This window comes from Streptomyces sp. NPDC087270 (genome assembly GCF_044744625.1).
In the GTDB taxonomy this organism is placed as follows: domain Bacteria; phylum Actinomycetota; class Actinomycetes; order Streptomycetales; family Streptomycetaceae; genus Actinacidiphila.
The window spans coordinates 51,128-77,266 of sequence record NZ_JBIUYR010000006.1; the positions used below are offsets into that span (position 1 = coordinate 51,128).

The 26,139-nt window shown below is 73.4% G+C and carries 16 protein-coding genes and 1 pseudogene; 9 read left to right on the forward strand and 8 right to left on the reverse strand.

Features of this window, described 5'->3' with window-relative positions:
- Window positions 1-324 precede the first annotated feature (324 nt).
- Window positions 325-2,760 carry a tetratricopeptide repeat protein gene (locus tag ACIPAE_RS13760; RefSeq protein ID WP_402445108.1) on the reverse strand — a complete coding sequence of 812 codons (2,436 nt, stop codon included), beginning with the start codon at window positions 2,758-2,760 and terminating at the stop codon, window positions 325-327.
- Between the two features lie 221 nt (window positions 2,761-2,981).
- Between ACIPAE_RS13760 and ACIPAE_RS13765 the strand changes: the two genes are divergently transcribed.
- Window positions 2,982-6,101, forward strand: coding sequence for an AfsR/SARP family transcriptional regulator (locus ACIPAE_RS13765; RefSeq protein WP_402445110.1), 3,120 nt, complete (start codon window positions 2,982-2,984; stop codon window positions 6,099-6,101).
- A 53-nt stretch (window positions 6,102-6,154) separates the two neighbouring features.
- On the opposite strand, the gene ACIPAE_RS13770 is transcribed toward ACIPAE_RS13765, so the two are convergent.
- From ACIPAE_RS13770 to ACIPAE_RS13790, 5 genes are all read right to left on the reverse strand, one after another.
- A complete protein-coding gene (locus ACIPAE_RS13770) occupies window positions 6,155-7,660 on the reverse strand; it encodes an ABC1 kinase family protein (RefSeq protein WP_402445112.1) in 1,506 nt (501 codons plus the stop codon).
- A 204-nt stretch (window positions 7,661-7,864) separates the two neighbouring features.
- Entirely contained in the window at window positions 7,865-8,500 is a 636-nt protein-coding gene (locus tag ACIPAE_RS13775) for a hypothetical protein (protein WP_402445113.1), read from the reverse strand.
- A 117-nt stretch (window positions 8,501-8,617) separates the two neighbouring features.
- A complete protein-coding gene (fabG, locus tag ACIPAE_RS13780) occupies window positions 8,618-9,382 on the reverse strand; it encodes a 3-oxoacyl-ACP reductase FabG (protein WP_329370004.1) in 765 nt (254 codons plus the stop codon).
- On the reverse strand, window positions 9,372-10,805 hold the full coding sequence (locus ACIPAE_RS13785) for a coproporphyrinogen-III oxidase family protein (protein ID WP_402445115.1): 1,434 nt from the start codon (window positions 10,803-10,805) through the stop codon (window positions 9,372-9,374). The genes fabG and ACIPAE_RS13785 overlap by 11 nt, the downstream gene beginning before the upstream one ends.
- 83 nt (window positions 10,806-10,888) lie before the next feature.
- Window positions 10,889-15,112: a type I polyketide synthase gene (locus ACIPAE_RS13790; RefSeq protein ID WP_402445117.1), complete on the reverse strand. Its 4,224-nt coding sequence runs from the start codon at window positions 15,110-15,112 to the stop codon at window positions 10,889-10,891.
- Between the two features lie 730 nt (window positions 15,113-15,842).
- On the opposite strand from ACIPAE_RS13790, the gene ACIPAE_RS13795 reads away from it, so the two are divergent.
- The 4 genes and pseudogenes from ACIPAE_RS13795 (at window position 15,843) to ACIPAE_RS13810 (ending at window position 20,301) form a co-directional block, all read left to right on the forward strand.
- The gene (locus tag ACIPAE_RS13795; RefSeq protein WP_402445119.1) at window positions 15,843-17,378 is read left to right on the forward strand and encodes a pyridoxal phosphate-dependent decarboxylase family protein; all 1,536 of its coding nucleotides are present in this window, start codon (window positions 15,843-15,845) and stop codon (window positions 17,376-17,378) included.
- On the forward strand, window positions 17,375-18,037 hold the full coding sequence (locus ACIPAE_RS13800; RefSeq protein WP_402445121.1) for a hypothetical protein: 663 nt from the start codon (window positions 17,375-17,377) through the stop codon (window positions 18,035-18,037). Before ACIPAE_RS13795 ends, ACIPAE_RS13800 begins: the two co-directional genes overlap by 4 nt.
- Before the next feature lie 404 nt (window positions 18,038-18,441).
- Window positions 18,442-19,713: pseudogene (locus ACIPAE_RS13805) on the forward strand (glycoside hydrolase family 71/99-like protein); the annotation flags it as partial.
- A 75-nt stretch (window positions 19,714-19,788) separates the two neighbouring features.
- Window positions 19,789-20,301 carry a GNAT family N-acetyltransferase gene (locus ACIPAE_RS13810; RefSeq protein WP_329370012.1) on the forward strand — a complete coding sequence of 171 codons (513 nt, stop codon included), beginning with the start codon at window positions 19,789-19,791 and terminating at the stop codon, window positions 20,299-20,301.
- A 135-nt stretch (window positions 20,302-20,436) separates the two neighbouring features.
- Here ACIPAE_RS13810 and ACIPAE_RS13815 read toward each other — a convergent pair whose 3' ends face one another.
- Window positions 20,437-21,453, reverse strand: coding sequence for a Gfo/Idh/MocA family oxidoreductase (locus ACIPAE_RS13815; RefSeq protein ID WP_366411037.1), 1,017 nt, complete (start codon window positions 21,451-21,453; stop codon window positions 20,437-20,439).
- Window positions 21,454-21,560: 107 nt separating this feature from the next.
- Here ACIPAE_RS13815 and ACIPAE_RS13820 point away from each other — a divergent pair, with 107 nt between their 5' ends.
- From ACIPAE_RS13820 to ACIPAE_RS13830, 3 genes are read left to right on the forward strand one after another with little or no spacing between them, the layout of a single operon-like run.
- Window positions 21,561-22,913 (forward strand): multidrug effflux MFS transporter, encoded by a 1,353-nt coding sequence (locus ACIPAE_RS13820; protein WP_402445123.1) that lies wholly within the window; start codon window positions 21,561-21,563, stop codon window positions 22,911-22,913.
- Between the two features lie 17 nt (window positions 22,914-22,930).
- Window positions 22,931-23,125 carry a hypothetical protein gene (locus ACIPAE_RS13825; protein WP_328463400.1) on the forward strand — a complete coding sequence of 65 codons (195 nt, stop codon included), beginning with the start codon at window positions 22,931-22,933 and terminating at the stop codon, window positions 23,123-23,125.
- Window positions 23,091-24,347 carry a serine hydrolase domain-containing protein gene (locus ACIPAE_RS13830; protein WP_402445126.1) on the forward strand — a complete coding sequence of 419 codons (1,257 nt, stop codon included), beginning with the start codon at window positions 23,091-23,093 and terminating at the stop codon, window positions 24,345-24,347. Before ACIPAE_RS13825 ends, ACIPAE_RS13830 begins: the two co-directional genes overlap by 35 nt.
- Window positions 24,348-24,407: 60 nt before the next feature.
- Here ACIPAE_RS13830 and ACIPAE_RS13835 read toward each other — a convergent pair whose 3' ends face one another.
- Window positions 24,408-25,079 (reverse strand): TetR/AcrR family transcriptional regulator, encoded by a 672-nt coding sequence (locus ACIPAE_RS13835; RefSeq protein ID WP_402445128.1) that lies wholly within the window; start codon window positions 25,077-25,079, stop codon window positions 24,408-24,410.
- A gap of 91 nt (window positions 25,080-25,170) precedes the next feature.
- On the opposite strand from ACIPAE_RS13835, the gene ACIPAE_RS13840 reads away from it, so the two are divergent.
- Window positions 25,171-26,118 (forward strand): aldo/keto reductase, encoded by a 948-nt coding sequence (locus ACIPAE_RS13840; RefSeq protein WP_402445130.1) that lies wholly within the window; start codon window positions 25,171-25,173, stop codon window positions 26,116-26,118.
- The last annotated feature ends 21 nt before the right edge of the window (window positions 26,119-26,139 follow it).

Sequence of the window (26,139 nt, forward strand, 5' to 3'; positions counted from 1 at the left end):
CAGCACTGACCCGCACGTACGCAAACGACCCGCACCGGCCGGCACCCACGGCACCGATCCGCACCCACGGGCGCCGCCCCGACCGGCCGGCGCTCAACCCGACCCGCGTCGCCCCGTATTCACGGGGCGGTCTCGATCGGCGGGCGCTCAGCCTGACCCGCATCGATCCGCACCCACGGGCGCCGCCCCGATCGGCGGGCGCTCAACCCGACCCGCACCGCCCCGCACCCACGGGCGCCGCCCCGACCGGCGGGCGCTCCCACCGACCCGCACCGAACTCCATTGATCAGTAACCGCACCTACCTGCGCGAACCCGAACCCGCGTCAGGACGAGGCGTCTTCGGGCGGCGGCAGATCCCGAAGGCGCCCTTCCGCGCGCTCGGAATCGACCGGGCTGACAGCGGCGTAGATCCGCAGCGCGTCCTCGTACTGCCGCCGCGCGGCGGCCAGGTCACCGTCCTGCTCGGCGAGCCGCCCCAGCATCTCCAGGGTTCTGGCCTGCCAGTAGTCGGACCCGGTCGCCTCGAACTCGGACAGGGCGAGCCGCAGTTCCCGGTCGCCGTCCTCGCGGCGGCCGGCTCGGGACAGGGCGAACCCGAAGAGCGCACGGGCCCGGGCCGCGTCGTAGGGGTCGTGTCCCGCCGCCAACTCCCGATGGGCCCGGCCCAGGCGCTCGGCGGCGCCCTCGAAGTCGTCCTGCTCCAGGGCGAGTTCGCCCAGGCGCAGCCGGGACAGCGCGGCGCCGCGGCGGTAGCCCACTGACTCCCGCAGTTCGAGGGCCCGTTCGTACGCCGCCGCGGCGCGGTCCGGTTGTCCCGCGCCCCGGTAGGAGCTGCCGAGCCCGCTCAGGGCCTGCGCCTCGTCGCGGAGGTTGCCCTCGGCGCGGGCGAGGTCGAGGGCCTGGGAGAACCACCGGGCCGCCTCGTCGTAACGGCCGGCGCTGCGCAGCCCGATGCCTCCCGAGGTGAGCATGCGCGCCTGTCCCGCGGTGTCACCGTCCAGACGCGCCGAGTCGAGCCCGGTCTCGTGGGCGGATATCCACGAGTCGTACAGCCGCAGCCGCAGGAACATCGGCCACAGCGCGTCGGCGAGTTGCCACGCGGCGGCGTGCCACTGGTGGCGGGCCGCCAGCCGCACCGCGGGTGTGAGGGCCTCGCGGTGCGTCTCCAGCCAGGCCAGGGCCGCGCTCTCGTCGGCGAACGCCCTACCCGCCCGGGGCGGGAAGCGGTAGTCGCGCGGGAGGGTGCGGTGGCTGGGGGAGAGCAGCTCCTCGGCGGACGTGGCCATGGCCAGGCACCAGTCGACGTAGCGGCGCAGCGTGTCCTCGCGGGCCGGCGCGGTCTCCTCCGCCTCCGCGCGCTGGGCGGCGTGCAGCCGCACCAGGGAGTGGAAGTGGCACAGGCCGGCCCCCGCCGGTTCCAGCAGGTTCGCCTCGACCAGCACCTCGATCAGCCGCTCGGCCTCGGCGTCGGAGAGCCCTGCCGCGGCGGCCGCCAGCGCCGGATCGAACCGGGTGGCGGGCAGCAGGCCCAGGCAGCGGTAGAGGTGGGCGGCGTCCGCTCGCAGCGCCCGGTAGGACGCGTCCAGGACGGTCTGCACGGTGTCGGTGCCCTCCGCTCGTAGTTCGCCCAGCAGCCCCGCGCCCGCGGTCAGCGCGTCGCGCAGCGACGCCACCGGCTGGTCCGGGCGCGCGGCCAGCCTTGCTGCCGCGAGCCGTATCGCCAACGGGAGCCCGGCGCACAGCGCGACGACCTCCCGCACCGCCGTCGGCTCGCGCTCGGCGCGGGCGCGCCCGGCGCCCCGGGCGAACAACTCCTCCGCCGCCCGCGGGCCGAGCACGTCGAGCCGGCAGAACCCCGCCCCGTCCACGGCCAGGCCGGTCAGCCGGTGCCGGCTGGTGGCCAGGACGAGGCTGCCGGGCGCGCTGGGCAGCAGGGCGCGCACGTCCGCGGCGGTCAGCGCGTTGTCCACCATGACGGCGAACCGGCGGGCCGCGGTGACCGAGCGCCACAGGGCCGCGCGCTCGGCGAGGCCGGTCGGCTCGACCGTCTCGCCGAAGGCGCGCAGCAGGTACCCGAGCACCTCCGCCGCGCTCGCCGGGTCACCGGGCGAGCCGTCGCGCAGCGCCACGTAGAGCTGGCCGTCGGGGAACTCCGCCGTGCGGGAGCCGAGCCACCGGGAGACCAGCGCGGTCTTGCCGACGCCGGCCTGGCCGCTGACCACGATCACCTGGGCCACGCCCGGCTCCCGTCCGTCGCGCAGCTCGTCCAGTGCCCGCAGGTCCCGCTGCCGGTCGGTGAAGTGCGCGGGGACGGGGAGGAGTTGACGCGGGATGGGACGTTCCGGCGCGGCCGGCCGCGGCATCTGGTGGACGTGGATTCCGCCGGTGATGTCCCGCGCCTGGACGACCGGGCCGTGCACTTGCGCGTTGCCGCCCAAAGTGTTCGCGACCATGTCGACGCCCCCGCCCGCCGCGGGAAACCGCGCCATCCACTGCCGAATCCGGTCCAGCAGCGGGCCGTTGCGCGCCGCGCACGCGGCGAGAACGGCGGCGTGGCCGCGTAGAGTCGCCGACACGGCGGCGGCGCCGGTGCCGACGGGGTCCGCTTGCAGGTCGTGCCATGCCGCGGCGAGGACCGGGTCGTCCGCGGCCGCGTCGTCCACCAGTCGCGCGAGTTCCTGCCAGGCGGCCGAGCCATGCCCGGTGGTATCGGAAAACTTGGCCGATAACAGAGCCTCGGCCACACCCTCGTCCCGCATTCTTCCCCGCCCCTCGCCGACAACGGCCCCTCGCGGCCCGCGGGACGCCCGCATCGGACGTCCCGTTCCGCGGTGTCCCTTCAAGGAATACCCTGCGATGGCGGTATGGGGGCTTCTCGGTCCGGCAGGACAGCCCGTTTGAGTCGCGGTGTGCGGGTGTCCGCCGGCCCGGTCGGCGGCGGGCCGGCCCGTACAGCGGAACCGTCCGGTGGGAGACACTGATGGAGTTCCAGATACGCGTACTGGGGCCGGTGGAACTGCGTGCCGGGGAACGCTGGACCGCCCTCGGGTCGACCAAGGAACGGACCGTGCTGGCCGCCCTCGCCTGGGACGTGGGCAGCGCCGTCAGCGTGGACCGGCTCGTCGACCGGGTCTGGGACGACAACCCCCCGGCCAAACCCCGCGATGCGCTGTACGCCTACGTCTCCCGTATCCGCCGGGCGCTGCACGACGTCGCGGGACCGGCCGCTCCCGCGCTGGAGCGCCGTACCCACACCTACGTCCTCCAGGCCGACCGGGCGGCCGTCGACCTGCACCGGTACGTGGGACTGGTCGACCAGGCGCACGCGGTCGCCCGGCGCGGTGACGGACAGGAGGCGCTGCACCTGCTCCGGCAGGCCCAAGGGCTCAGGCGCGGCGAACCCCTGGCGGGCCTGCCCGGCACATGGGCGGCGGGCATCCGCGCCGCGATGGACGGGAAGGAGGTGGACGCGGCCACGCTCCAGGCGGGCGTCGCCCTGCGGCTGGGCCACTACCAGGACCTGGCCCCGCGCCTGGCGTCCCTGGCCGAGGCGCACCCGACCAACGAGACGCTGGTGGAACTGCTCGCCGTCGCGCTGTACGACACCGGCCGCGCGGTGGAGGCGGCCGACGCGCTGCACCACTTCCTGAGCCGGCTGGTGAGGGAGTTCGGCACCGCCCCCGGCGCCCGGTTACAGGCCGTGCAGCAGGGCATCCTCAGCAGGGTCCCGGTCGCCGACCTGCTGCCACCCGCGCCGGGAGCGCCGGCCGAACCTCCCCCCGCGCCGGAACCCGACCGCACCGACAACCTGCCCCACGACATCGAACTGGTCGGCCGCGCGGCCGAGATAAGCCGGTTGTCCGCCGGCATCCACACCCCGCACGGCACGGCCGCGGTGGTCTCGCTCGAAGCGGTGGACGGCATGCCGGGCGTCGGCAAGACCTCCCTCGCGGTCCAAGTCGCCCACCAGTTGAGCGACGGCTATCCCGACGGCTGCGTCTTCCTGGACCTGCGCGGCGGCGCGGAGGCCGGCGCGATGCCGGTCGCGGACGCGCTGACCGACCTGCTGCACCTGTCCGGCGTCCCGGTCGCGAGCATCCCGCAGCACGTCGACGCGCTGAGGTCGGCATGGCACACCGCGATGGCGAACCGCCGGCTGATCCTGGTCCTCGACAACGTCGCCGACGCCGACCAGGTGCGGCCGCTGCTGCCGTGGGCGTCGCCGTCGCTGGTCATCCTCACCAGCCGGCGCCGGCTCACCGAGATCCCCGGAGTGCGGCCGGTGACCCTCGACGTCATGCCGCTGCGCGACGCGGTCAGCATGTTCCGGCACCGGGTCGGGGCCGAGCGGGCGCCGACCGCCGACGCGACCGCGCAGATCGTCCGGCTGTGCGGGTTCCTGCCGCTGGCGATCGAACTCGTGGCGAGCCGCTTCCTGTCCCGCCCGGCCTGGAGCGCGGCGGAACTCGTGGACTCCCTGACCCGCGCCGGCAGCCGCGTCCCCCAGATCCGCGACGGCCGCCGCGAACTGGCCCGCGCGTTCGAGGTGTCCTACCGCCCGCTGACGCCGCTGCAGCGGATGGTCTTCCGGCGGCTGGGCACGCACCTGGGCCCCGAGGTGGGTCCGCACGCGGCCGCCGCCCTCAGCGGGCTGTCCGTCGAGGACACCGACCGCGCCCTGGAGGGCCTGCTCGGCTGCCACCTGCTCCAGGAACCCACTCCGTACCGCTACCGGTTGCACGACCTGCTGCGCGACTACGCCCAGGGCCTGGCCGCCGCCGAGGACGGGCCCGAGGAGACGCGGGCGGCCGTCGAACGGCTCGTCGACTTCTACCTGGCCATGGCGGACCTGGCCGACCGCCAGGTGTACCCGTTCCGCTGCCGTGTCGAGGTCGCCACCTCGCTGCCCGCCCCCGCGCCCTGGGGCACCCGGGGCGACCCGAGCCGCTGGCTCCTCACCGAAGGCCCCAACCTGCTGGCCGTGCTGGCCTGGTCCGGCGCGCACCGGTCGGCCCGCGACACCGCCCTCCTCGCGCACGTCCTCGCCGGCTTCCTGGACACCGAGGGATACCTGACGACCGCCGACGCCGTGCTGCGCGCGGCGGTCGCGTACTGGCGGGACACCGACGACCGGACCGGGTACGCGTGCGCGCTGCTCGACCTGGCCGCGGTGTCCATCCACCGCGGCCAGTACGACGAGGGGAGCGCCGCCGCGCGCACCGCGCTCGACGAGGCCCGGGCGGTCGCCGACCCGGAGATCGAGGCGGAGGCCCTGCACCAGCTCGGCATCGCCCTGTGGGCCGGCGGGCAGTACGCGCAGGCCGTCGACTGCCACCACGCCGCCCTCGTGCTGCGCGCGGACGGCCCCGCGCTGCAACAGGCCCGCAGCCTCAACATGCTGGGCACGCTGTTACTGGTGACGGGCGACCCCGAGCGGGCGCTGGAGGTCTTCCTCGACACGCTGGGGAAGTTCCGGGAGGTGCGCGACCGGCGCGGCGAGTGGCGCACCCTGAACAACCTCGGGGAGACCCACGCCAAGCTCGGCGACCTCGACCAGGCCGACACCGCCTACCGCCAGGCGCTCGGGCTCGCCCGCCACGTCGGCAGCCGGGTGGACTGCGCCACGCTCCAGATGAACCTGGCGGGCGCGCTGCTGACCGCCGGGAAACCGGACGAGGCCCTCGCGCTGTACCAGGAGGTGCTGCCCGTGCTGCGCAGCGTGGGCGACCGGCGGAATGAGGCCATCGCCCTGCACGGAGTCGGCCGGACCCTGCAAGCGGTCGGGCAGTTCCACGAGTCGATCGGCCACCACACGGCCGCGCTCGCCGTCGCGCGCGAGATCGGCGCGGTCCACGAGGAGGCCGAGACGCTCAGGGACCTCGGCATCGCCGAGCACCGGGTCGGCCGGCTCGCGCAGGCCGGACGGCACCTCCAGGACAGCCTCGCCATCGCCGAGCGCATCCAGGCACCCGCCGAGGAGACCGCGACGCTCACCGCGCTGGCCGACCTGCGCCGCCAGCAGGGGGCGGCCGAGGAGGCCGACGCGCTGCGCGCCCGGGTCCGCGCGCTCCAGGTGAAGCACCGGCTGCCGAGGGCGTAGGGCACGTCATCCGGCATCCAGCAGGCGGCATCCGGCAGGCGGTCAGCGGGAGTTCAGCGGGGTCCGGTACGGCGGCGGCCCAGCAGGTAGGCGGCGGCGGTGAGGGTGACGACGGTCTGGGCGGAGGGAGAGCGCCCGCCGCCGCGGGCGCGGGGCAGGCGGGTGCCGAGCATGCGGACGGTGAGGTCGCGGTTGGCTCCGTCGTTGGCGACCGCGCGCCACTGTTCGAGCGCGGCGGTGCTGCCCAGCAGCAACTCGGTCAAGTTGGCGGCCAGTTGCTGCGGGGAGGCGTACTCAGCGAGCATGTGCCGCAGGATGCCGTTGACCTCCGTCTTGAACACCTCGCCCACCACGATGCCCGGGTAGAGGTGGCGGACGGAGCCTTCGAGGTTGCCGAAGGACTTGCCGAGCAGCGAGGTGGAGGGAGCGGAGGCGATGCCGCGCCGGGACGCCTTCTCCAGTACGGAGGTGAGCGCCCCGCCGAAGTTCAGCTGGTCGAGGCTGGCGCCGGACAGCCGCGGGGTGAGGGCGGCCATGTCCGAGGCGAAGCCGGTCAGATCGGCCCACGGCGTGGCGTGGCCCATCGCGGTCCAGGCGTTCGCCAGGCTGTAGCCGTCGTTGCGGGCCATGGCCATCAGCACCAGCGCCAGGTGCATGCTGGTGCGCTTGTCGATCCGGCCGACCATGCCCCAGTCGATCAGGGTGGCCCGGCCGTCCGTGGAGACGAAGACGTTGCCGGGGTGCGGGTCGGCGTGGAAGAAGCGGTCGACGAAGTAGCCCCGGTACATGAACCGCAGCAGGTCCTTGCAGATCTCCTCGCGCCGCCGGGCCGGGATCGCGTCACGGTCGACGTGCCGGATCGATTCGCCGTCGGCGAGCGACTGCACCAGCACCCGGGGCGTGGCGTGCAGCACCTCCGGCACTCTCAAGGTGCGGTACGAGCCGATCGCGTCCCTGGCCCGGTCCATGTTCGCGGCCTCGCCGGTGAAGTCGAGTTCGGGCTCCATCGCGTCGAAGAGGCTGCCGAGCATCGCGTCGAGGTCCATCACGGCGCTGAACCGCGGCGCGGCCCGGCCGAGCAGCCGCGCGGCCCTGCGCATCAGCGCCATGTCGGCGGCCACCGAATCCCGGATGCCGGGGCGCTGGATCTTCACCACCGCGGGCCGCCCGTCCGACAGCGTCGCCCGGTGCACCTGCGCGATCGAGGCGGTGCCGAGCGGCGTGACGGTGTCGAGGTCGTCGAAGCGCAGCTTCCAGTCCGGGCCGAGGTCCTGCTCCAGCACCGGCTCCAGCAGGTAGAACGGCAGCGCCTCCACCTTGTCGTGCAGGTGCTCCAACTCGGCGGCCAGCGCCGGCCGCGCCAGATCCGGCCGGGTGGCCATCATCTGGCCCAACTTGATGTAGAACGGGCCGAGTTGCTCCAGCGCATCCCGCACCGCCACGGCCCGCCGCCGCTCGGCGTCCGGGTGCTCGCGGGTCGCCTTGCGGGTCTCGTTCACCAGCAGGGCGCCCAGCACCCCTGTCACCGTACGAAGACGGTTGCGGATGGCACCCGCCATACGGTCGCGCCTCGCCTTCCGGGTGGTGGTGGGGTTCCCCGCGCCCCTCGGCGGTCGCCGTCCTCGCGCGGAAGCGGAGGAGGCGGCAGGAGCCGTACGGGCAGGGGCGCGGGGGAGTCGCACGGGGGCAACCCGACTGGTCGGGGCCCTGTCGGGAGCCTGATCGGGCGCCCGGTGGGGGTCGGGTGGGGGTCGGGTGGGACGTCAGCCCTTACGGGCACCGGTGACCGTGGCCGCGCCCGGGAGCACGTCCAGCAACTTGGTGACCGCCTCGGTGAGTTTGGCGATCTGGCCCGGGAGCGACAGCAGGGTCTCCGCGAGGTTCGCGGTGCTGCCGGCGGCCCCGGCGATGCTGCCGAGGGCGTCCAGACCCGGCAGCCCGCCACCCGCCAGTGCGGCCAGCGGGTTGGCGGCTCCCGCGCCCCCGGCGAGTGCGGCGAGCGGGTTGGCGGCGCCTGCTCCTCCGGCGAGTGCGGCGAGCGGGTTGGCGGCTCCCGCTCCTCCGGCGAGTGCGGCGAGCGGGTTGGCGGCTCCCGCTCCTCCGCCGAGTGCGGCGAGCGGGTTCGCGGCGCCCGAGATCAGGCCGGCCAGGGCCGGGGCGGCGGGGCCGGCATCCACCAGGGCCTGCACGGTTCCCAGCGGGAGCCCGGCCAGCCCGGGCAGCTTCGCCAGGGCCGACAGATCGGCACCGCCGCTCTTCCGCTTGTTCCTGGACTTCCGGTTGCCGCGGTCGTCGTCGTCATCGTCGTCGTCCCGGTCGAGGAACTCGTCGACGGCTTTCTTGTAGTCGTCCGTGACGTCGCCGATGAGGTCTTTGAAGGTGTCGAACGTGGAGGCCATGGGTTCTCTCCTCGGAGGTGGGTCGTAGGGGCGGGGAAGTGGGAGGGGAAGGCGGGGGAAACGAGGTGCAGGGGGAGCGGGAGGCCCGGGCGGGCGGGGAAGGCCACCGGGGGCGGATCAGAGGGTGAGGCCGCCGGACATCTCGATGACCTGCCCGGTGATGTAGCGCGCCCGGTCCGACGCGAGGAAGCACACCAGCGCGGCGACGTCCTCAGCCGAGCCGAACTCCCGTGTAGGGATGAGGCTCTTGACGCGTTCGAGCTGCGGCTCGGGCATCGCGGCCGTCATGTCGGTGGCGATGAAGCCGGGCGCGACCGCGTTCACCGTCACCCCGAGACCGCCGACCTCCTTCGCCAGCGCCTTGGTGAAGCCGATCACCCCGGACTTGGAGGCGGAGTACGCGGTCTGGCCCGGCGCGCCGTGGATACCGGAGGCGGAGGTGACGTTGACGACGGTGCCGCGCCGGCGCCGTACCAGCGGCATCACCAGCGGCCGGGTCACGTTGAACATGCTGCCGAGGTTGGTCTCCACCACCTCGTCCCACTGCTCGCGGCGCATCCGGGCGAAGCTGACGTCGTGGGTGACGCCCGCGTTGTTGACGAGGACGTCCACCTCCCCGTCGAGCGCGCGCAGCGCGTCCGCGGCGAACCGGCTCGCGTCCGCGGTGTCGCCGACCCGGCCCGGCAGCGCGGTGCACTGCTGGTCGGGGTAGGCGGCGCTCATCTCGTCGGACAGTTCGGCGGCGGCAGCGGCGCTGGAGTGGTAGCCGAAGACCACGTGGGCGCCCTGCGCCAGCGCGAGCCGGACCACCGCGGCGCCGATCCCTCGCGCGCCGCCGGTGATCACGCACTTGCGCCCGCTCAGCGGCAGGTCATCGGCCACTGCCGGCCCCCTCCCCGGCCATCACGAGCTTCGCCTTCTTGTTGTCGACCTCCCGCTCGCGCAGCGCGCGGTACCGCTCCTCGGCGAGCAGCGTGGAGACCATCGGGGTGTAGAACGGGCCGTCGCCGACCAGGGTGATCTTCTCCGGGGTGATCTCGGCCAGGCCGCGCGAGGCGAGCCCGTCCCAGACGGTGGCGAACTCCTCGTACACGTCGACGCCCATCGCGGCGCGCAGCCCGGTCCGGTCCAGTTCCATGCCGAGCAGGTGCCGGAAGACGGTGGCCAGCACCCAGTCGTCGGACTCGTAGCGGAAGGCGCGTTCCACCGGCAGCCGGCCCTCGTCGACCGCGGCCTTGTACAGCGACAGGTTGCGCTGGTTGATGTACGACCAGGAGCGGCCCGGGCCGAGGGTGGCGGCGCCGAAGAACGAGATGGCCGCGTAGCCGAGGCCCACCGCGTCGGCGACGTCGTGGAGGTGGGGCCGGTAGCCCTCGCGGAAGTCCCGGCTGGTCGGGTCGCCGGGCTTGCGGAAGCTGTACGCGCCGTGCTGCTCGTAGCCCTGGTCGAGCAGGTAGTCCCGGCCGACCCGGTACATCTCCAGGTTGCTGAGGGTGCTGGGCAGTTCGTGGAAGCGGTTGAGCGCGAAGTCGGTGGGGCCGCCGACGTTCAGCTCGTAGTGGGTGATGTCGTAGACGTCCCAGGAGACGAGGGTCTTGAGGTCCTCCAGCATGGTCTCGACGGTCTGCTGCGGCCAGCCGAAGATCACGTCGACATTGGCGGCGAGGCCGAACTCCCTTGCCCAGTCCAGGCTCTGGACGACGTGCCGGGTGGTCTGCTTGCGGCCGCTGAGGCTGTTCAGCCGCTCGTTGACCTGCTGGACGCCCATGCTGATCCGGTTCATCCCGGAGTCGCGGATGGCCTGCATCTTGTCGCGGGTGAAGAGCTGCGGGATGCCTTCGAGGGTGAGGTCGGCGCCCTCGGCGATGTCCGGGAAGAGCCGGTTCACCAGCTCCATGATCTTCAGGTAGTGCGCCGGGCGGTACAGGTTGGAGGTACCGCCGCCGAAGTACGCGGAGCCGAGCCGGGCGCCGGTCAACCGGTCCCGGTACAGCTCCGCTTCCCGCTCGACGTAGCCGTAGTAGTCCTCCAGGGCGTCGTTGCCCTTGAACTCCTCGACCGGGAACAGGCAGTAGCCGCACTTCCCCGGGTCGGTCTTGATGCAGTACGGCACGCCGATGTACAGGAACAGGTCGGACGCCTGGCCGGCCTCCCGCAGCTTGCGGCGGTCCTCGCTGATCTCGTCGGCGGCGATGGTGGGTTCGGTCCAGTAGCGCGGCGACGGGAAGCCGTGCTGGATCTTGTTGACCTGGCGTTGTTCGAGGTGGCTGTCGATGTAGTCCGTGACGTACGTGGAATCCAGCATGGTCCGGCTCATTCCTCCGGGAGGTTTTCGCGGGTTCTGGGCGCTGGGGCGCGCCGGGTACGGCTGCGTACGGGCACGGGGGATCAGGCGGGCGTGGCGGCCGGTTCCAGGGCCAGCACCCGGTCGAGGAGGAAGTCCGCGAGCCCGTCGATGGTCTGGTAGTCGAGGGCTTCCATCGCCTTGTAGCGGAACTCCAACTTCTCCTGGATACGGCGCTGGAGCGCGGTGACCCGGAGGGAGTCCAGGCCGATCTCCAGCAGCGCGAGGGACGGGTCGATGCCGTCGGCGACCGAGTCCATCTCGGCGGACGCCTTGCCCAGCGTCTCCCTGACCTCCTTGGCGAGCCATGCGATCACCGTCTGTTTGCGGTCCTCGGGGCCGAGCGGTGCGAGCGCCTCCAGCAGTTCCCGGCGGTTGCGCCCCGGGCCGTTGCCGGCGCTCTCGCCGGGGTCGGGCAGGTCGTCGCCGGCCAGCGCGCCGGCGTGCCGGAACTCGACGCCTTCGAGGTCGGCGACGATCCGGCCCTCGGCGTCGGTCAGCCGCAGGTCGACCACGAAGCCGGTCCGCGCGTCGTGCGGGCGGCGCCGCACATGCGCCCAGACCTCGCCGGGCAGCGGCCCGGCCAGGGTGAGCCGGCGCAGCGCGACCGGGATGTAGCCGCCCGCCAGCAGGGAGTTGGCGGGCTCCGTGCCGCCGGTCTCCGCGCCGTCTCCCGCGGTCGGGGCGGACGCTCCCGCGGGGGTGAGGAAGAGGGCGGCGGCGAGCTGGAGCGCGCCGTCGAGCACGGTGGCGAGCCGGTACGGGTGCGGCTCGGCGGGCGCGCCGTCGGGCGCGGAGGTGATCCGGCCGAGGGCCTCCTCGCGGCCGGGGTCGGCCAGCCGCAGCTCGCGCACGGTGGCGAAGTGGAAGCCGTGTTCGAGACCGCCGTCGCGCAGCGTGCCGTAGAGCTGGGCGGGGCGCAGCTCGTGGGGTGCCTCGGCGCGCAGCGCGTCCGGCAGCCGTCCGGCCCGCTCGGAGTGCGGGGCCGGTGCGATGGTGCCGTGGCAGTGCTCGGACCAGTTGCTGCCCGAGCTGCTGCCGGTGACGGTGAAGCGGCGCTCACCGCCCGGCTCCGGCGCGGTCAGGGTGACCCGGGCGGTGGTCGGCACGCCCGGTGGGAGCACCAGCGGGCGGTTGAACTCCACGTCGCTGAGGGCGAGTCGGCCGCGACCCTGTCCGTTGGCCGCGCCACCCGCCTCGGTGAGCGCGCGGACGGCCAGGTCGAGGTAGCCGGTGGCGGGGAAGACGGTCGCGCCGTGCACCCGGTGGTCGGACCAGGGCGCGGCGGCGGTGAGGCGGTGGTCGTGGATGCTCGCTTCGGGGCGCTGCGCGGGGATCGCGGTGGCGGGCGCCGGCGCGGCGGTGGTCGCGGTGGTCGGGGTGGTCGCGGCGGCGGTCGGGGCCGGCGCGCTCACGGTCACCGGCGGGGCCGGGGCGATGGCGGCGGCCGCACCGGCGGCGTTCTCGGTCGGCGCGGACGGGTCGCCCCACCAGTAGCGGTCCTTGCGGAAGGGGTACTGCGGCGCGGCCGAGGTGCGCCGGTAGCGGTCACCGCGGTAGAGCCGGGACACGGCGAGGTCGGCGCCCGCGGTGAACAGGGCGCCGGCGGCGGTCAGTACGCGCCGTACGTCCTGCCGGTCGCGGTCGAGGGTCGGGATGACGGTCACCCCGCGGTCGGCGAACGCCTCGGCGATGTGCGAGGCCAGCGCGGCGTGCGGCCCGATCTCCACCACGAGGGTGCAGCCGGAGTCGACGGCGGTGCGCACCGCGTCGTGGCAGCGCACGGTCTCGCGGGCTTGGGTGGTCCAGTACTCCGGGCCCTCCTCGCCGGTGAGCGGGCGGCCGGTGGCACCGGAGATCACCGCGCACTCGGGTCGGTTCGGCCGCAACTCGGCCGCGTGCTTGTGCAGTTCGGGAAGCGCGGGGTCCATCAGCGGGGAGTGGAAGGCGTGCGAGGTGTGCAGCCACGCGGTGTCCACCCGGGCCTTCGCGGCGAGTTCGGCGATCTCCTCGACGGCGTCGGCCGCGCCGGAGACGACCACGCCGCGCGGTCCGTTGACCGCGGCGAGCGCGACCCGCTCCTCCCGCCCGGCGAGCCAGCCGGCGACCGTGTCCGGGTCGGCGCTGACCGCCAGCATCCTTCCCTCGCGGGGCAGTTCGGCCATCACCCGGCCGCGCTGCACGCTGAAGCGGGCCGCGTCCTCCAGCGTCAGCAGGCCGCCGACGCAGGCCGCGACCAGCTCGCCGATGCTGTGCCCGGTCACCGCGGAGGGGCGCACGCCCCAGGAGCGCAGCAGCTCGGCGAGGGCGTACTCGACGGCGAACAGCGCGGGCTGGGCGAAGCGGGTGTCGTGGATGTCGGGGGCGGCGACGCCCTCGGCCTTCTCGGCGCCCTTCGCTCCCGCGGCGCCCTTCGCTCCCGCGGCGCCCTTCGCTCCCGCGGCGCCCTTCGCTCCCGCGGCGCTCTTCGCTCCCGCGGCCGCCTTGGCTCCCTCCGCGCCCTCACCCGCGTCGCCGAACAGCACGTCGCGCAGGGGCACTTCGAGGGTGCCGTCCATCGCCGCGGCGCAGCGGTCGATCGCGTCGGCGAACGCCGGCTCCCGCTCGTACAGTTCGCGGGCCATCCCGGGGTACTGGGTGCCCTGGCCGGAGAAGACGAAGGCGACCTCGGCGGTGCCGCGCGGGTGTCCGCTGGAGACGGCGGCCGAGGCGCGGCCGGTCTGCCACTGGCGCAGGCTGTTGGCGAGCTGGCTGCCGCCGCGGCCGGTCACCGCGATCCGGTGCCGCAGCGCGGCACGTCCGGCGGCGGCGGTGAACACCGCTGCGGGAAGATCCTGTTGCTTGGTGCGAGACAGGAAGTCCGCCCAGCGACCGGCGAGTTCCTGCAGGCTGTCGGCCGACTTCGCCGAGAGCACCAGCAGTTCGTCGGTACGCGACGGCGCGGCGGCCGGCGGCTGCGGATCGGCCGGCCGGGGCCGGGGCGCCTCGCGCAGCAGCGCGTGGGCGTTGGTGCCGCTGTAGCCGAAGGAGTTGACCGCGGCCATCCGGGGGGTGTCGCGGCGCGGCCAGCTCACCGGTTCGGCGGGGATCTGCACGGGGCTGCCGGCCAGGTCGATCTTCGGGTGCAGCCGGTTCAGGTGCAGGCTCGGGTAGATCGTCTCGCGGTCCAGCGACAGTGCGGCCCTGACCACCCCGAGCAGGCCGGCGCCGGCCTCGATGTGCCCGACGTTGCTCTTGCCTGAGCTGACGTAGAGCGGCTGGTCGGCGGGGCGGGCGGCGCCGTAGGTGCGCAGGATGGCGTCCATCTCGATGGGGTCGCCGACCGGGGTACCTGTGCCGTGCGCCTCCACGTAGTCCACCTGGGTGGGCTGCACGCCGGCCCCGGTCAGCGCGGCCCGGATCACCCGCTGCTGGCTGCTGCCGTCGGGCGTGGTGAGGGTGCGGGTATGGCCGGTGTGGTTGAGCGCGGTGCCCACCACGCTGGCCAGGATCGGGTCGCCGTGCTCCTCGGCGAGCGACTGCCGCTTGAGCAGCACCGCCACGCAGCCCTCGCTGCGGACGTACCCGTCGGCGTCGGCGTCGAAGGTGCGGCACTGGCCGGCCCGGGAGAACAGGCCGAGCTTGGAGAAGGAGATGTGCACGTTGGGCACGAGGATCGCGTTGGCGCCGGCCACGATCGCGGAGTCGCACTCGCCGGTGAGGATGGACTGCCGGGCCAGGTGCAGCGCGACCAGCGAGCCGGAACAGGCGGTGTCCACGGTCAGGCACGGGCCGCGCAGGCCGAGGAAGTGCGCGACCCGGCCCGCGGAGATGCTGTCGGTGTCCATCGCCTCGTAGGCGCTGATGGTCTCCAGGCCGCCGCGGTTCTTCATCGTGGAGTAGTCGTAGGACATCAGCGCCATGAAGACGCCGGTGTTGCTGCCGGAGAGCTCGTCGGGGTTCTGCCCGGCGTTCTCCAGGGCGTGCCACACGGTCTGCAGCAGCATCCGCTGCTGCGGGTCCATGTGCACGGCCTCCACGTCGGAGATGCCGAAGAAGGCGGCGTCGAACCGGTCGATGTCGTCGACGAAGCCGCCGTGCCGGACGTAGGTGTGGCCGGGGCTGAGCGGGTCCGCGTCGTAGAGCGCATCGACGTCCCAGCGTTCCGGCGGGACCTCGCGGACGCAGTCGCGGCCCTCCTCGAAGACCGCCCGGGCCTCCTCCAGGGTGTGCACGCTTCCGGGCAGGGTGCAGCCGACGCCGACGACGGCAATGGGTTCTGTTTCCAACTGGAGTGCTCTCCTTCGAAGACGGGGAAACGGCGCGGATTTCCGGTGATCCGCGCCGCGTTGTCGACGGCCCGGCGGCCGGAGGATTCGCGCGCCCGGCGGCGTGGCGAAGCGCCCGCGACGCGATTTCTCGACAGAGGTGCCGACCGGTGCCGGCGTTGTCGCCGACGGATCGGACGGAAGTGGCTCCGCGGGTACGGGAATTCGGGCCGGCGGAGCGGAATTCGGTCGGCGGATCGACTTTGTCGGCGTCCGGTGAACGGTATTCACCCGGACCGGTAACGGAATCTGGCGGTGATCGGCACTGCTCGGCGTGGCTCGGTGGTCGAATGCGTGCTCGGAAGAACCGGTGCTGGTTCTGCTCGGAACCGACCGGATGCCACCAAGTGAAGCAGCCAACCGCACCACCTGCGCAACCCGTCGCGGCGACATCACCCGAACGGGTCCAACTGCCTGGATTCGTCCGCGGATTGGGCGCTCCCGTGACATCGGACCGGCGTTCGGGGCAATTATGCGGCACCGCATAATTGCCCCTACGGGTGCATTGTTGCGGCCCGGATATTCCCGCCGTTCCGCATACGGGCACGGTGCCGGACTCCACCGGGTTATCACCGGATCGGCACACGCTGTACCTCGTTGGAATGAATGACACTTCCCTGGTGGGCGGGTCGGAAACAGCCGCCTTACTGTTCAGGGCGCAGTACGCGAGACGGCAGAGAGGGCGTAAGACGTGAGAGGACAGCAGGCGGTGACGGCCCACCCGTTCGCCAGGCCGAGGAACCCGTCCGGCCACGAGCCCGGCCAGGAGCCCCGCGGTGTGCTCGCCGAAGTCGCCGGCTACGCGGAGACGTATCTGTCCGCCGACCGCCCGGTGCGCGCCCACGACCCCGGCCGGCTGGCCGACCTGCTCGGCGGCCCGCTGCCGATCGCCGGCCACTCCGAACAGGCCACCGTGCAGCGGCTGATCGCGGCAGGCGAGGCCGGGGCGCTGGCCTCCGGCGCGGCCCGCAGCTTCGGCTACGCGGTCGGCGGCGCGCTGCCGGTCGGCGTCGCCGCGGACTGGCTGACCAGCGTGTGGGACCAGTGCGACGTCTTCCACGACCTCAGCCCCCTGTCCGCGGTCGCCGAAGAGGTCTGCGAGCGCTGGCTGGTGGAGCTGCTCGGGCTGCCGGACGGCACCGTGATGGGGCTGACCTCCGGCTGCACCACCGCCAACCTGGTCTGCCTGGCCGCGGCCCGCGAGCACCAACTCCGGCGGGCCGGCTGGACGGTCAACGAGCAGGGCATGTCCGCCGCGCCGCCGCTGACCGTACTGGTCGGCAAGGAGACCCACATCTCGGTGCTGCGGTGCCTGCGGCTGCTGGGCCTGGGCGGCGCGATCCGCTACGTGGAGGCCGACGACGAGGGGCGGATGGCGGTGCCCCACCTGCGCGAGCTGGCCGCGGCGGCGCCCGGCGGGCTGATCGTGTGCGGCCAGGTCGGGTCGATCAACTGCGGCTCGGTCGACCCGCTGCGGGCCGTCGCCGAGGTCACCCACGCGTACGGCGGCTGGCTGCACCTCGACGGCGCGTTCGGGCTGTGGGCCGCGGCCACGCCGCGCCGCCGGCGGCTGCTGGACGGCGCCGACCTGGCCGACTCCTGGTCCTGCGACGGCCACAAGTGGCTCAACACCCCCTACGACAGCGGGCTGGCGTTCTGCGCCCGGCCCGAGCCCTTCCACCAGGCCGTCGGCATCCACGCCGACTACATCCACAGCACCGAACGCACCGGCCGCGACCCGATGAACTACCGGGTGGAGATGTCCCAGCGGGCCCGTTCGCTGACGCTGTGGGCGGTGCTGCACCACCTCGGCCGGCAGGGCATCGCGGACCTGGTCGACCGCAACTGCGCCGCCGCCTGCCGCCTCGCCGTCCGGCTCGCCGCGGAACCCGGCATCGACCTCCTGGCGCCGGTCCGGCTCAACCAGGTGCTGCTGCGGATCGGCGACGACGCGCACACCAACCGGGTGGTGGAGCGGCTCAACTCCGAGGGCACCTGCTGGGTGACGCCCACTCAGTGGAAGGGGCGCGGCGCCGTACGGCTGTCGGTGTGCAGCTGGCGCACCGACGAGGAGGCGACCGGACCCGCGGTGGCCGCCTTCCTCGCCGCCCACCGCGGCTCCGGCTCCGACGACGGCATCCCCCGTACGCCCGGCATCCCCCGCACGCCCGGCATCCCCCGTACGCCCGGCACTTCCCCCGACGAACGACAGGAGACGACACCGTGACATTCGAGTTGGAGCCGACCGAGGACGTCGACGAGGTGGCCGACATCCTCACCTCGGCGTTCCACGAGGACCCGGTGATCGGTTGGATGGTCCCGCACGAGCTGCCCGGACGGGACGCGTACGTGAAAGGGTTCATGCACGCCTGGGTCCGCTTCATGCTCGACCACGAGGGCACCGCGCTGATGTCGCCCGGCCGCGACGCCACTCTGGTCTGGGAGCCCTCCGAGCGCGAGCCCATCACTGCCGCGGACCAGGAGGCGTTCGAGGCGGCGATCACCGCGGTGACCGGTCCCGCGGCCGGCCGCTGCCGGCAGCTGATCGACCTGCTCGACGCGCACTACCCGACCGACCTGCCGCCGCACGTCCACGGCGCGCTCGCCGCGGTACGCCCCGGCAGCAGCAGCCCGGGCGCCTTCGTCCGGCTGGCCGGGGCGATGATGCTGCACCTGTACCGGAACGGGCTCGGGGTGTACTGCGAGGCGTCCTCCGAGTCCAGCTCGGCGCTGTGGCAGCGGTTCGGGTCGCTGCCGATCCGGCCGCCGATCCTGCTGCCGGGCACCGACATCGCGCTGACCCCGCTGTACATGAGCATCGAGGACATCACCCGGCACCCGGCGCTGCCGGTGCTGCTCGGCGACCATCAGCCGTTGACCGCGTGACCGCGTGACCGCGTGACCGCGTGACCGCGTGACCGCGTGACCGGGAGGCCGGGAGGCCGGGCGGGCACGGTCGGCCGTCGGACTCCGAACCCGGTCATCCGATCTTTCATCTCCGGAGGGAGCGCTCAACACCCCATGAATCCCCGTCGATTCGGGCAAAGGGCACGGAACTCCGGATCTGGTCTGGACCCTTGACGGGATGTTTGGTTCAGCAGTTGAATCCCCGGTGTTCGGGCAACCGCATTACCCAACAGTGCTCAGCGTGGCGTGAGTGGCGAGACTGCACGCCAACCCCCACCGCAAGCATGCGCAAACCTCGCGGAAACACACCGGCGAGCCGCGACACACACGGTATGTCCTGCCATGGGGCCTGAGTTCAACCACTGAACATCGGAGTCATCGACATGGGTGTGTCACGTCGTACGTTCCTCACCACCGTCGCCGGCGGTTCGGCCGCCGCGGGGATCGCGGCCGTCGGGCTGGGCGCGGGGACCGCGGGTGCGGCCACGACCGAGCCGGCGGCCGTACGGCCCGCGGCCAGCGGCGCCGGCGACGTCGTCGGCAAGATCACCGTGGGCTACCAGGGCTGGTTCGCGTGCGCCGGGGACGGCGCGCCGATCAACGGCTGGTGGCACTGGAGCCAGAACTGGGGCCAGGCGCCCTCCACGTCCAACAACGCCATCAAGGCGTGGCCGGACATGCGCGAGTACGCCAAGGGGTACCAGACCGGGTACGCGAACCTCAACGGAGGCGGGGCCGCCACCCTCTTCTCCTCCTACGACCAGCAGACCGTCGACACCCACTTCGCGTGGATGAAGACCTACGGCTGCGACGCCGCCGCCCTCCAGCGCTTCAACCCCAACAGCAGCGAGGGCCCGACCCGCGACGCGATGGCGCAGAAGGTGCGTAACTCCGCCGAGTCCAAGGGCGTCAAGTTCTACGTCATGTACGACGTCTCCGGCTGGACGAACATGCAGTCGGAGATCAAGGACGACTGGACCAACAAGATGAAGGCGCACACCGCGAGTTCGGCGTACGCCCGGCAGAACGGCAAGCCGGTGGTGTGCATCTGGGGGTTCGGCTTCAACGACGACAACCACCCGTTCAGCGCCGACGCCTGCCTGGACGTCATCAACTGGTTCAAGGGTCAGGGCTGTTACGTCATCGGCGGGGTGCCGCGCGAGTGGCGCACCGGCACCGGCGGCTCGCGGGCCGGGTACTCCGGCGTCTACCACGCGCTCAACATGATCTCGCCCTGGATGGTCGGCGCGATCGGCAACGCGGGTGACTCGGACAACGCGTACACCACCTACACGGTGCCCGACCAGGCGGACTGCAACGCGAACGGCGTCGACTACCAGCCGTGCGTGCTGCCCGGCGACGTCTCGGCGCGGCAGCGCGCGCACGGCGACTTCATGTGGCGGCAGTTCTACAACATGTGCCGGGCGGGGGTGCAGGGCATCTACATCTCGATGTTCGACGAGTACGGCGAGGGCAACCAGATCGCGAAGACCGCCGAGAACGCGTCCATGGTGCCCTCCGGGTCCGGTCTGTGGGCCCTCGACGAGGACGGCACGGCCTGCTCCTCGGACTACTACCTGCGGCTGACCGGTGACGGCGGCCGCATGCTCAAGGGCCAGATCGGCGTGACCGCGACCCGGCCCACCCCGCCGGTCGCCTGACGCCCACCGGTCTGACGCGCGGTACGCACGGTACGGCCGCTCGGCGCGGGACACCGTAGCCTCTGCGGTATGAACGACTCCGTACACGTGCGTACCGCCACTTCAGAGGACATCGAGGGCATTGTCACGTGCAGCGTGGCGCTGCTGACGGAGGACGCCGCGGTCCGCGACCCCCGGGTGGAGCCGCTGTGGACGCTGCGGCACGGCAAGGAGTCGTTCGCGGCGACCCTCGCGGACCCGTCCTGCCTGCTGCTGGTGGCCGACGACGGGGCCGGCGCCGTCGTCGGCTACCTGCTCGGGGTTCTCGCGGAGCCGGTCGGGGTGCTGCCGATCCGCAGCGCCACGCTGCGCGCGCTCTACGTCGCGCCCGAGCACCGCGGCGGCGGCACCGGCGCCCGGCTCACCGCGGACTTCTTCGGCTGGGCCCGCCGGCGCGGCGCCGTCCGCGCCGAGGTCAACGCGTACGCCGCCAACGAGGCGGGCCGCCGCTTCTACGAGCGCCAGGGCTTCACCACCCGCGCGGTCCGCCTCGACCTGGACCTCCCCCCGGCCCCCGATGCGGAGGACCGCCGCGACGGCTGAGCGTGACCCTCCCGCCGCGGAGGACCTATCTCAGGGGCACCCCCACCCAGGCGAAGCTCTGGGGGAGAACCGCGCGCGTAACCCCCCCCACCGGGAGGTGGCCCCTCAGCCGACCGGACAAGGCGGCCGGGCGGGTCAGTCCACCCCCGGGTAGCGGACGTCGATGCGCTCGCGGATGCGGTCCAGCGTCCCCATGATCGAGAGGGAGCCGTCGAGCGGGACGAGAGGCGACTCGGTCTCGCCGGCGCGCAGCGCCCTCATGACCTCCGCGGCCTCGTGCCGCATGCTCCCGCGGTCGTGGTCATCGCTGATGTCGGCCAGCCGCACCGTCTGCGGCGCGAGCCCCTCCCGATGCACGGTAAACCGATCCGCGTTGAAGAACCCGTCGGGAATCTCGATCCGCCCCCCGGTCCCGGCGATCGCCGCCGGCGCCCCGATATCCGCGGTGAACCCGCAGCTCAACGTGGCGACGGCCCCACCGTTCCAGCCGAGCACGATCCCGGTCGCCGCGTCCACCCGCTCGGGCGTCAACTGCGCCCACGCCTCGACCGTGTCGGGTTCCCCGAGGAAGAGCTGCGCGAAGGACACCGGATAGACCCCCAGATCGAGCAGCGCGCCCCCGCCCAGCTCGGGATCGCGCATCCGGTGCTCGGGCGGGAAGTCGTTGAAGAACCCGAAGTGCGCGCTGATGTGCCGCACTTCACCGATCACACCCTCCTGTACCAGCGCCAGCAGATGCAGGATCAGCGGGTTGCAGTACGTCCACATCGCTTCCATCAGGAACAGGTCGCGCTCGCGGGCGATCCCCACCAGCTCCCGCGCCTCGCGGGAGTTGATGGTGAACGCCTTCTCGCACAGCACCGCCTTCCCGGCCTCCAGGCACAGCCCGGCGGCGGCCCGGTGCGCGGAGTGCGGCGTGGCCACGTACACCACGTCCACCTCCTCGTCCGCGGCGAGTTCGGCCCAGGTGCCGTACGCGCGCGGGATGCCGTACCGCTCCGCGAACGCCTTCGCGCTCTCGGTGCTGCGCGAGCCGACCGCGACCACCTCGGCGTCCTCCGGCAGCGACAGCAGGGCCTTCGTGAAGCTGGCGGCTATCCCGCCGGTGGCCAGGATGCCCCAGCGAATCCTGCCGGTCGTGTGCTCGCTCATCGTCCGTACGCCCTCGCTCGTTGCGGACCTCACATCTCGGTCCCCGGATATTCGTGCTCCGTGCTCCCCGCAGACTGAAAGGATAGGCAACGCTTCAACGACTTCCGATGGAGAGTGCCGCCGTGCAGGACGCCGGGCCGGATACCCCCGCCCAGTTCACCGCAACCCCCGCCCCCACCCCCGCCCCTTCCCCGACCTCGACCCCGATCCCCGCTCCCCATAGCGGCGGCCCTCGCGGTCCCCGCCCGGCGCAGGCCCGCGCCGGCTTCGTCGTCACCCTCGCCCTCGGCGGCCTCACCGCGCTGCCGCCGCTGTCGATGGACATGTACCTGCCCGCGCTGCCGCGGGTCTCGCAGGCCCTGCACGCGTCGTCCGCGACCGCGCAGATCTCGGTGACCGCTTGCCTGGCCGGCATGGCGCTCGGGCAGCTCGTGGTCGGCCCGCTCAGCGACCGCTGGGGCCGGCGCGCCCCGCTGCTGACCGGCATGGTCATCTACGTGCTGGCCACCGTGGCCTGCGCGTTCGCCCCCACGGTCGCGCTGCTGATCGCCTTCCGGCTGATCCAGGGGCTGGCCGGCTCCGCGGGCATCGTGATATCCCGCGCGGTGGTCCGCGACATGTACGACGGCCTGGCGATGGCCAGGTTCTTCTCCAACCTCCAGCTCATCTCCGGGGTGGCCCCGATCATCGCCCCGGCGATCGGCGGCCAGGTCCTGCGGCTGACCGACTGGCGCGGCATCTTCGTGCTCTGCGCGGTGGTCGGCACCCTGCTCACCCTGGTGTGCTGGCGCCGCCTGCAGGAGTCGCTGCCGCCCGAGGGCCGCCACGCCGGCGGGCTGACCTCCACCTTCGGCTCGATCCGCGGGCTGGTCGCGGACCGGGTCTTCACCGGCTACGTCCTCGCGGCCAGCTTCGCCTTCGCGGCGCTGTTCACCTACGTGTCCGCGTCGTCGTTCGTCGTCCAGGACATCTACGGCGCGTCCCCGCAGACCTACGGGCTGCTCTTCGGCCTCAACTCCGTCGGCCTGGTGGCCGTCGGCCAGTTCAACGGCAAGGTGCTGATGGGCCGGGTGGAGATGAACAAGGTGCTCGGCGTCGGGCTCGCCCTGATCACGCTCGCCTCCACCGCGCTCGTGCTGCTGACCACCGGCGTCCTCGGCCGGGCCACGCTGCCCGAGATCGCGGCCGCGCTGTTCGTGCTGATGGCGTCGATGGGCCTGGTGATGCCCACCGCGAACACCAGCGCGCTGCTGCGCACCCGCCGGCACGCGGGCGCCGCCTCCGCGCTGCTCGGCACCTCCTCCTTCCTGGTGGGCGCCGTCCTGTCCCCGCTGTCGGGCGTGGCGGGCGACGGCACCGCGGTCCCGATGGCCGTCACGCAGCTCGGCTGCGTGCTGGTCGCCGTGGCCTGCTTCGTCGGGCTCTGCCTGCGCGGTCGGCGTACGGTGGAGGGACCGTAGACCCTCGGGAGGTTGCGATGTCCGACGATCCGGAGAAGACCTGGGCGTTCAAGACAGCCGACAGCTCACTGCACACGGGGTCGGAGCACTCCGTGGACCCGGAGGACCTGGTGATGGCCTCCGGCCGGGACTGCACCCCGGAACTGATCGAGCAGGCCCGCAAGGCACTGGAGGAACATGGCCCCGCCGCTGTCGAGAGGTTCCTGCCGTGAGGCCGACCTCGACACCGACGAGTTGCACCGGATCGTCCCCGAGCTGACCTCCTGGCTGGAGCCCGGCCCCGACGCCGACCGCCCGCACCCCTGGTGCGCGGGCGCCGTCGTCGTGGCCGGGCGCGGCCGCACCGTGGCGCTGCACGAGGCGGTCGGCTGGGCGGTCCGCTACGCGGCGTACGACGAGCACGCCGACCGCGGGGTGGAGCTGCCGCGCGAGCAGTGGGTGCCCGCCCGGCCCGACACCGTCTTCGACCTCGCGTCGGTCACCAAGCTGTTCACGGCCGTCGTCGCCGTCCAGCAGATCGCGCGCGGCACGCTGCGCCTGGACGCGCCGGTCGCCTCGTACGCGCCCGAGCTGACGGCCGCCGCCGCGCACGGCATCACGCTGCGGCACCTGCTCACCCACACCTCCGGGCTGCGGCCGGAACTGCCGCTCTACGACGAGCCCGACGCGGCCGCCCGCGCCGCCCGGCTCGCCGCCGAACTCCCGCTCGCACCGCCGGGCAGCGGCCGCACCTACTCCGACCTGAACCTGCTGCTGCTCCAGACCGTGCTCGAACGCGCCACCGGCCGCACCGTGGACCGGCTGATCGCCGACCACGTCACCATGCCGCTGGGGATGGCCGACACCCGCTACAACCCGCCCGCCTCCTGGCTGCCCCGGATCGCCGCCACCGAGGACCAGCGCAGGCCGTGGGGCAAGCTCGACCGGGGCATGGTGCACGGCACCGTCCACGACGAGAACGCTTACGCGATGGGCGGGGTCGCCGGGCACGCCGGGCTCTTCTCCACGGGGTGGGACCTGGCGCTGTTCTGCCGCGCGATCCTCGACGCCGCCGCGGGCACGTCGGACACGCTGCTGTCGGCCGCGGGGGTGCGGCTGCTGCTCGGCGGTGACGCCGAGGGCGACGGCTCCGACGGTGAGGGCGGCGCCGACGGTGACAGCTCCGACCGTGGCGGCTCTGACGGTGGCGGCTCTGACGGTGGCCGTGGCGCGGCGCTCGGCTTCGAGCGCGATCAGCCGTGGTTCATGGGGGAGTTGGCCGGGCGCGGCGCCATCGGGCACAGCGGGTTCACCGGAACCAGCCTGGTGCTGGACCCGGCGACCGACTCCTTCCTGGTGCTGCTCACCAACTCCGTCCACCCGGTGCGCAGTTGGCGGGACGGCAGCAGGCCGCGGGCCGAGGCGGCGACCCGGTTGGCGCGCGCGGTGCGGTAGTTCGGCGCGGGTGCTCCGCGCGGCGGTTCGGCGGCGGTTCGGCGGCGGTTCGGCGGTGGTTCAGCGTGAGGGCCCGGCCGGCCGCGGCCGCAGCGCGTCCATGACGAGCTCGATCAGGCGGTCGGCCTGCTCTGGGCTGTCCGAGGTGGCCGCGGTCATGAAGATCCCGAGGAGCATCATCGTGACGTCGTCCGCCGCGACGTCGCCGCGGATCGTGCCGTCCTCCGCGCCGCGGGCGAGGAGGGCGCCGATGGCCGCGCCGATCCGCCGGCGCGTGTCGGGGGTGGCGATCGCGCCGGAGGCCCACCCGGCGCGCAGGACCCCGGCCATGCCGCGCTTGGTGGCGACGAAGGCGGCGTAGCGCCGCATCCACGCGCGCAGCGCGTCGGCGGGCGCCAGTTCCTCCAGCAGGCGCGGGACGCTGCCGGTGACGGCGTCCAGCTCCGCCGCGTACACCGCTTCCACCAGCGCCTCGCGGGTCGGGAAGTGCCGGTAGAGGGTGCCGATGCCCACGCCCGCGGCACGGGCGATGCCTTCGAGCGCGGCGGTCTCGCCGGTGGCGGTGAAGGCGACGCGGGCGGCGTCGACGAGCTTGTCCCGGTTGCGCAGGGCGTCGGCGCGGGAGGCGCGCTTGCGTGCCGCGGGTGCGGGCCGTGGCTCGGGTGCGGACGGGGGAACGGACCCGGGTTCGGGCGCGTGCGCGGGGTCGGGTGCGGAATCGGCGCCGGACAAAGCGGAGGGACCTCCGGTAAGGCTGCTACAGTGGAAATGCGGAGGCTCCTCCGCTTACCTCATCGTCTCATGAGTGAGGACATACCCTTCCATGGCTGAAATCCCCGCCCCGCACGCGGGCGGCACCGCCGACCTCGGCGGCCTCGCCGTCTCCCGCATCGGCTTCGGCGCGATGCAGCTCGAACGCCTCCACGGCGACCGCGCCGCGGCGATCGCCCTCCTGCACCGCGCCGTGGAACTGGGCGTGAACCACGTGGACACCGCGCAGTTCTACGGCGACGGCTTCGTCAACGGGGTGATCCGCGACGCCTACCGCGACGCGACCGGCGGGTCCGGCGGGTCCGACGGCTCCGACGGCTCCGGCGTCATCGTCGTCAGCAAGGTCGGCGCCACCCCGGACACGGGCGGCCGTGTCCCGCTGCGCCTCGCCCAGCGCCCCGACGAGCTGCGCGCGAGCGTCGAGGACAACCTCAAGAGCCTCGGCCTCGACCGCATCCCGGTGGTGAACCTCCGCCGCGCGGACTCAGGCCCTGGGCTGCGCGCCGAAGGCGACCAGGTGGTCGACCTCGACGACCAGCTCGCGGTGATGACCGCGCTGCGCGACGAGGGCAAGATCGGCGCGATCGGCCTGAGCGCCGTCTCGCTCGACACCCTGCGCCGCGCGCTCCCGGCCGGCGTCGTCTGCGTCCAGAACTCCTACAGCCTGGTCGCGCGCGAGGACGAGGAGCTGCTCGCACTCTGCGTCGCCGAGAACATCGCCTGGGTGCCGTTCTTCCCGCTGGGCGGCGCGTTCCCCGGCCTGCCCAAGGTGACCGACGCCCCGGAGGTGCACGCGGCGGCCGAGGCGCTCGGTGTCACGCCCGCGCAGATCGGCCTCGCCTGGCTGCTGCACCACACCCCGAACACCGTGCTCATCCCGGGCACCGCGGACCCGGCCCACCTGGCGGCCAACGTCGCCGCGGGCGCGATCCGCCTGGACCCGGCGACACTGGCCGCACTGGACGCGGTCAAGTCCCGCACCGGCGACTTCGAACTCTGATCCCCCGTCCTGCCCGGAGCC

Excerpts from the sequence above, each read along its gene's own strand:
- ACIPAE_RS13820 (WP_402445123.1), top strand. The coding sequence starts at position 21,561 with ATGGAGAGTGCCGCCGTGCAGGACGCCGGGCCGGATACCCCCGCCCAG.
- ACIPAE_RS13760 (WP_402445108.1), bottom strand. The coding sequence starts at position 2,760 with ATGCGGGACGAGGGTGTGGCCGAGGCTCTGTTATCGGCCAAGTTTTCC.
- ACIPAE_RS13785 (WP_402445115.1), bottom strand. The coding sequence starts at position 10,805 with ATGCTGGATTCCACGTACGTCACGGACTACATCGACAGCCACCTCGAA.
- ACIPAE_RS13770 (WP_402445112.1), bottom strand. The coding sequence starts at position 7,660 with ATGGCGGGTGCCATCCGCAACCGTCTTCGTACGGTGACAGGGGTGCTG.
- ACIPAE_RS13840 (WP_402445130.1), top strand. The coding sequence starts at position 25,171 with ATGGCTGAAATCCCCGCCCCGCACGCGGGCGGCACCGCCGACCTCGGC.
- ACIPAE_RS13810 (WP_329370012.1), top strand. The coding sequence starts at position 19,789 with ATGAACGACTCCGTACACGTGCGTACCGCCACTTCAGAGGACATCGAG.
- ACIPAE_RS13830 (WP_402445126.1), top strand. The coding sequence starts at position 23,091 with ATGGCCCCGCCGCTGTCGAGAGGTTCCTGCCGTGAGGCCGACCTCGAC.
- ACIPAE_RS13815 (WP_366411037.1), bottom strand. The coding sequence starts at position 21,453 with ATGAGCGAGCACACGACCGGCAGGATTCGCTGGGGCATCCTGGCCACC.
- ACIPAE_RS13765 (WP_402445110.1), top strand. The coding sequence starts at position 2,982 with ATGGAGTTCCAGATACGCGTACTGGGGCCGGTGGAACTGCGTGCCGGG.
- ACIPAE_RS13775 (WP_402445113.1), bottom strand. The coding sequence starts at position 8,500 with ATGGCCTCCACGTTCGACACCTTCAAAGACCTCATCGGCGACGTCACG.
- ACIPAE_RS13825 (WP_328463400.1), top strand. The coding sequence starts at position 22,931 with ATGTCCGACGATCCGGAGAAGACCTGGGCGTTCAAGACAGCCGACAGC.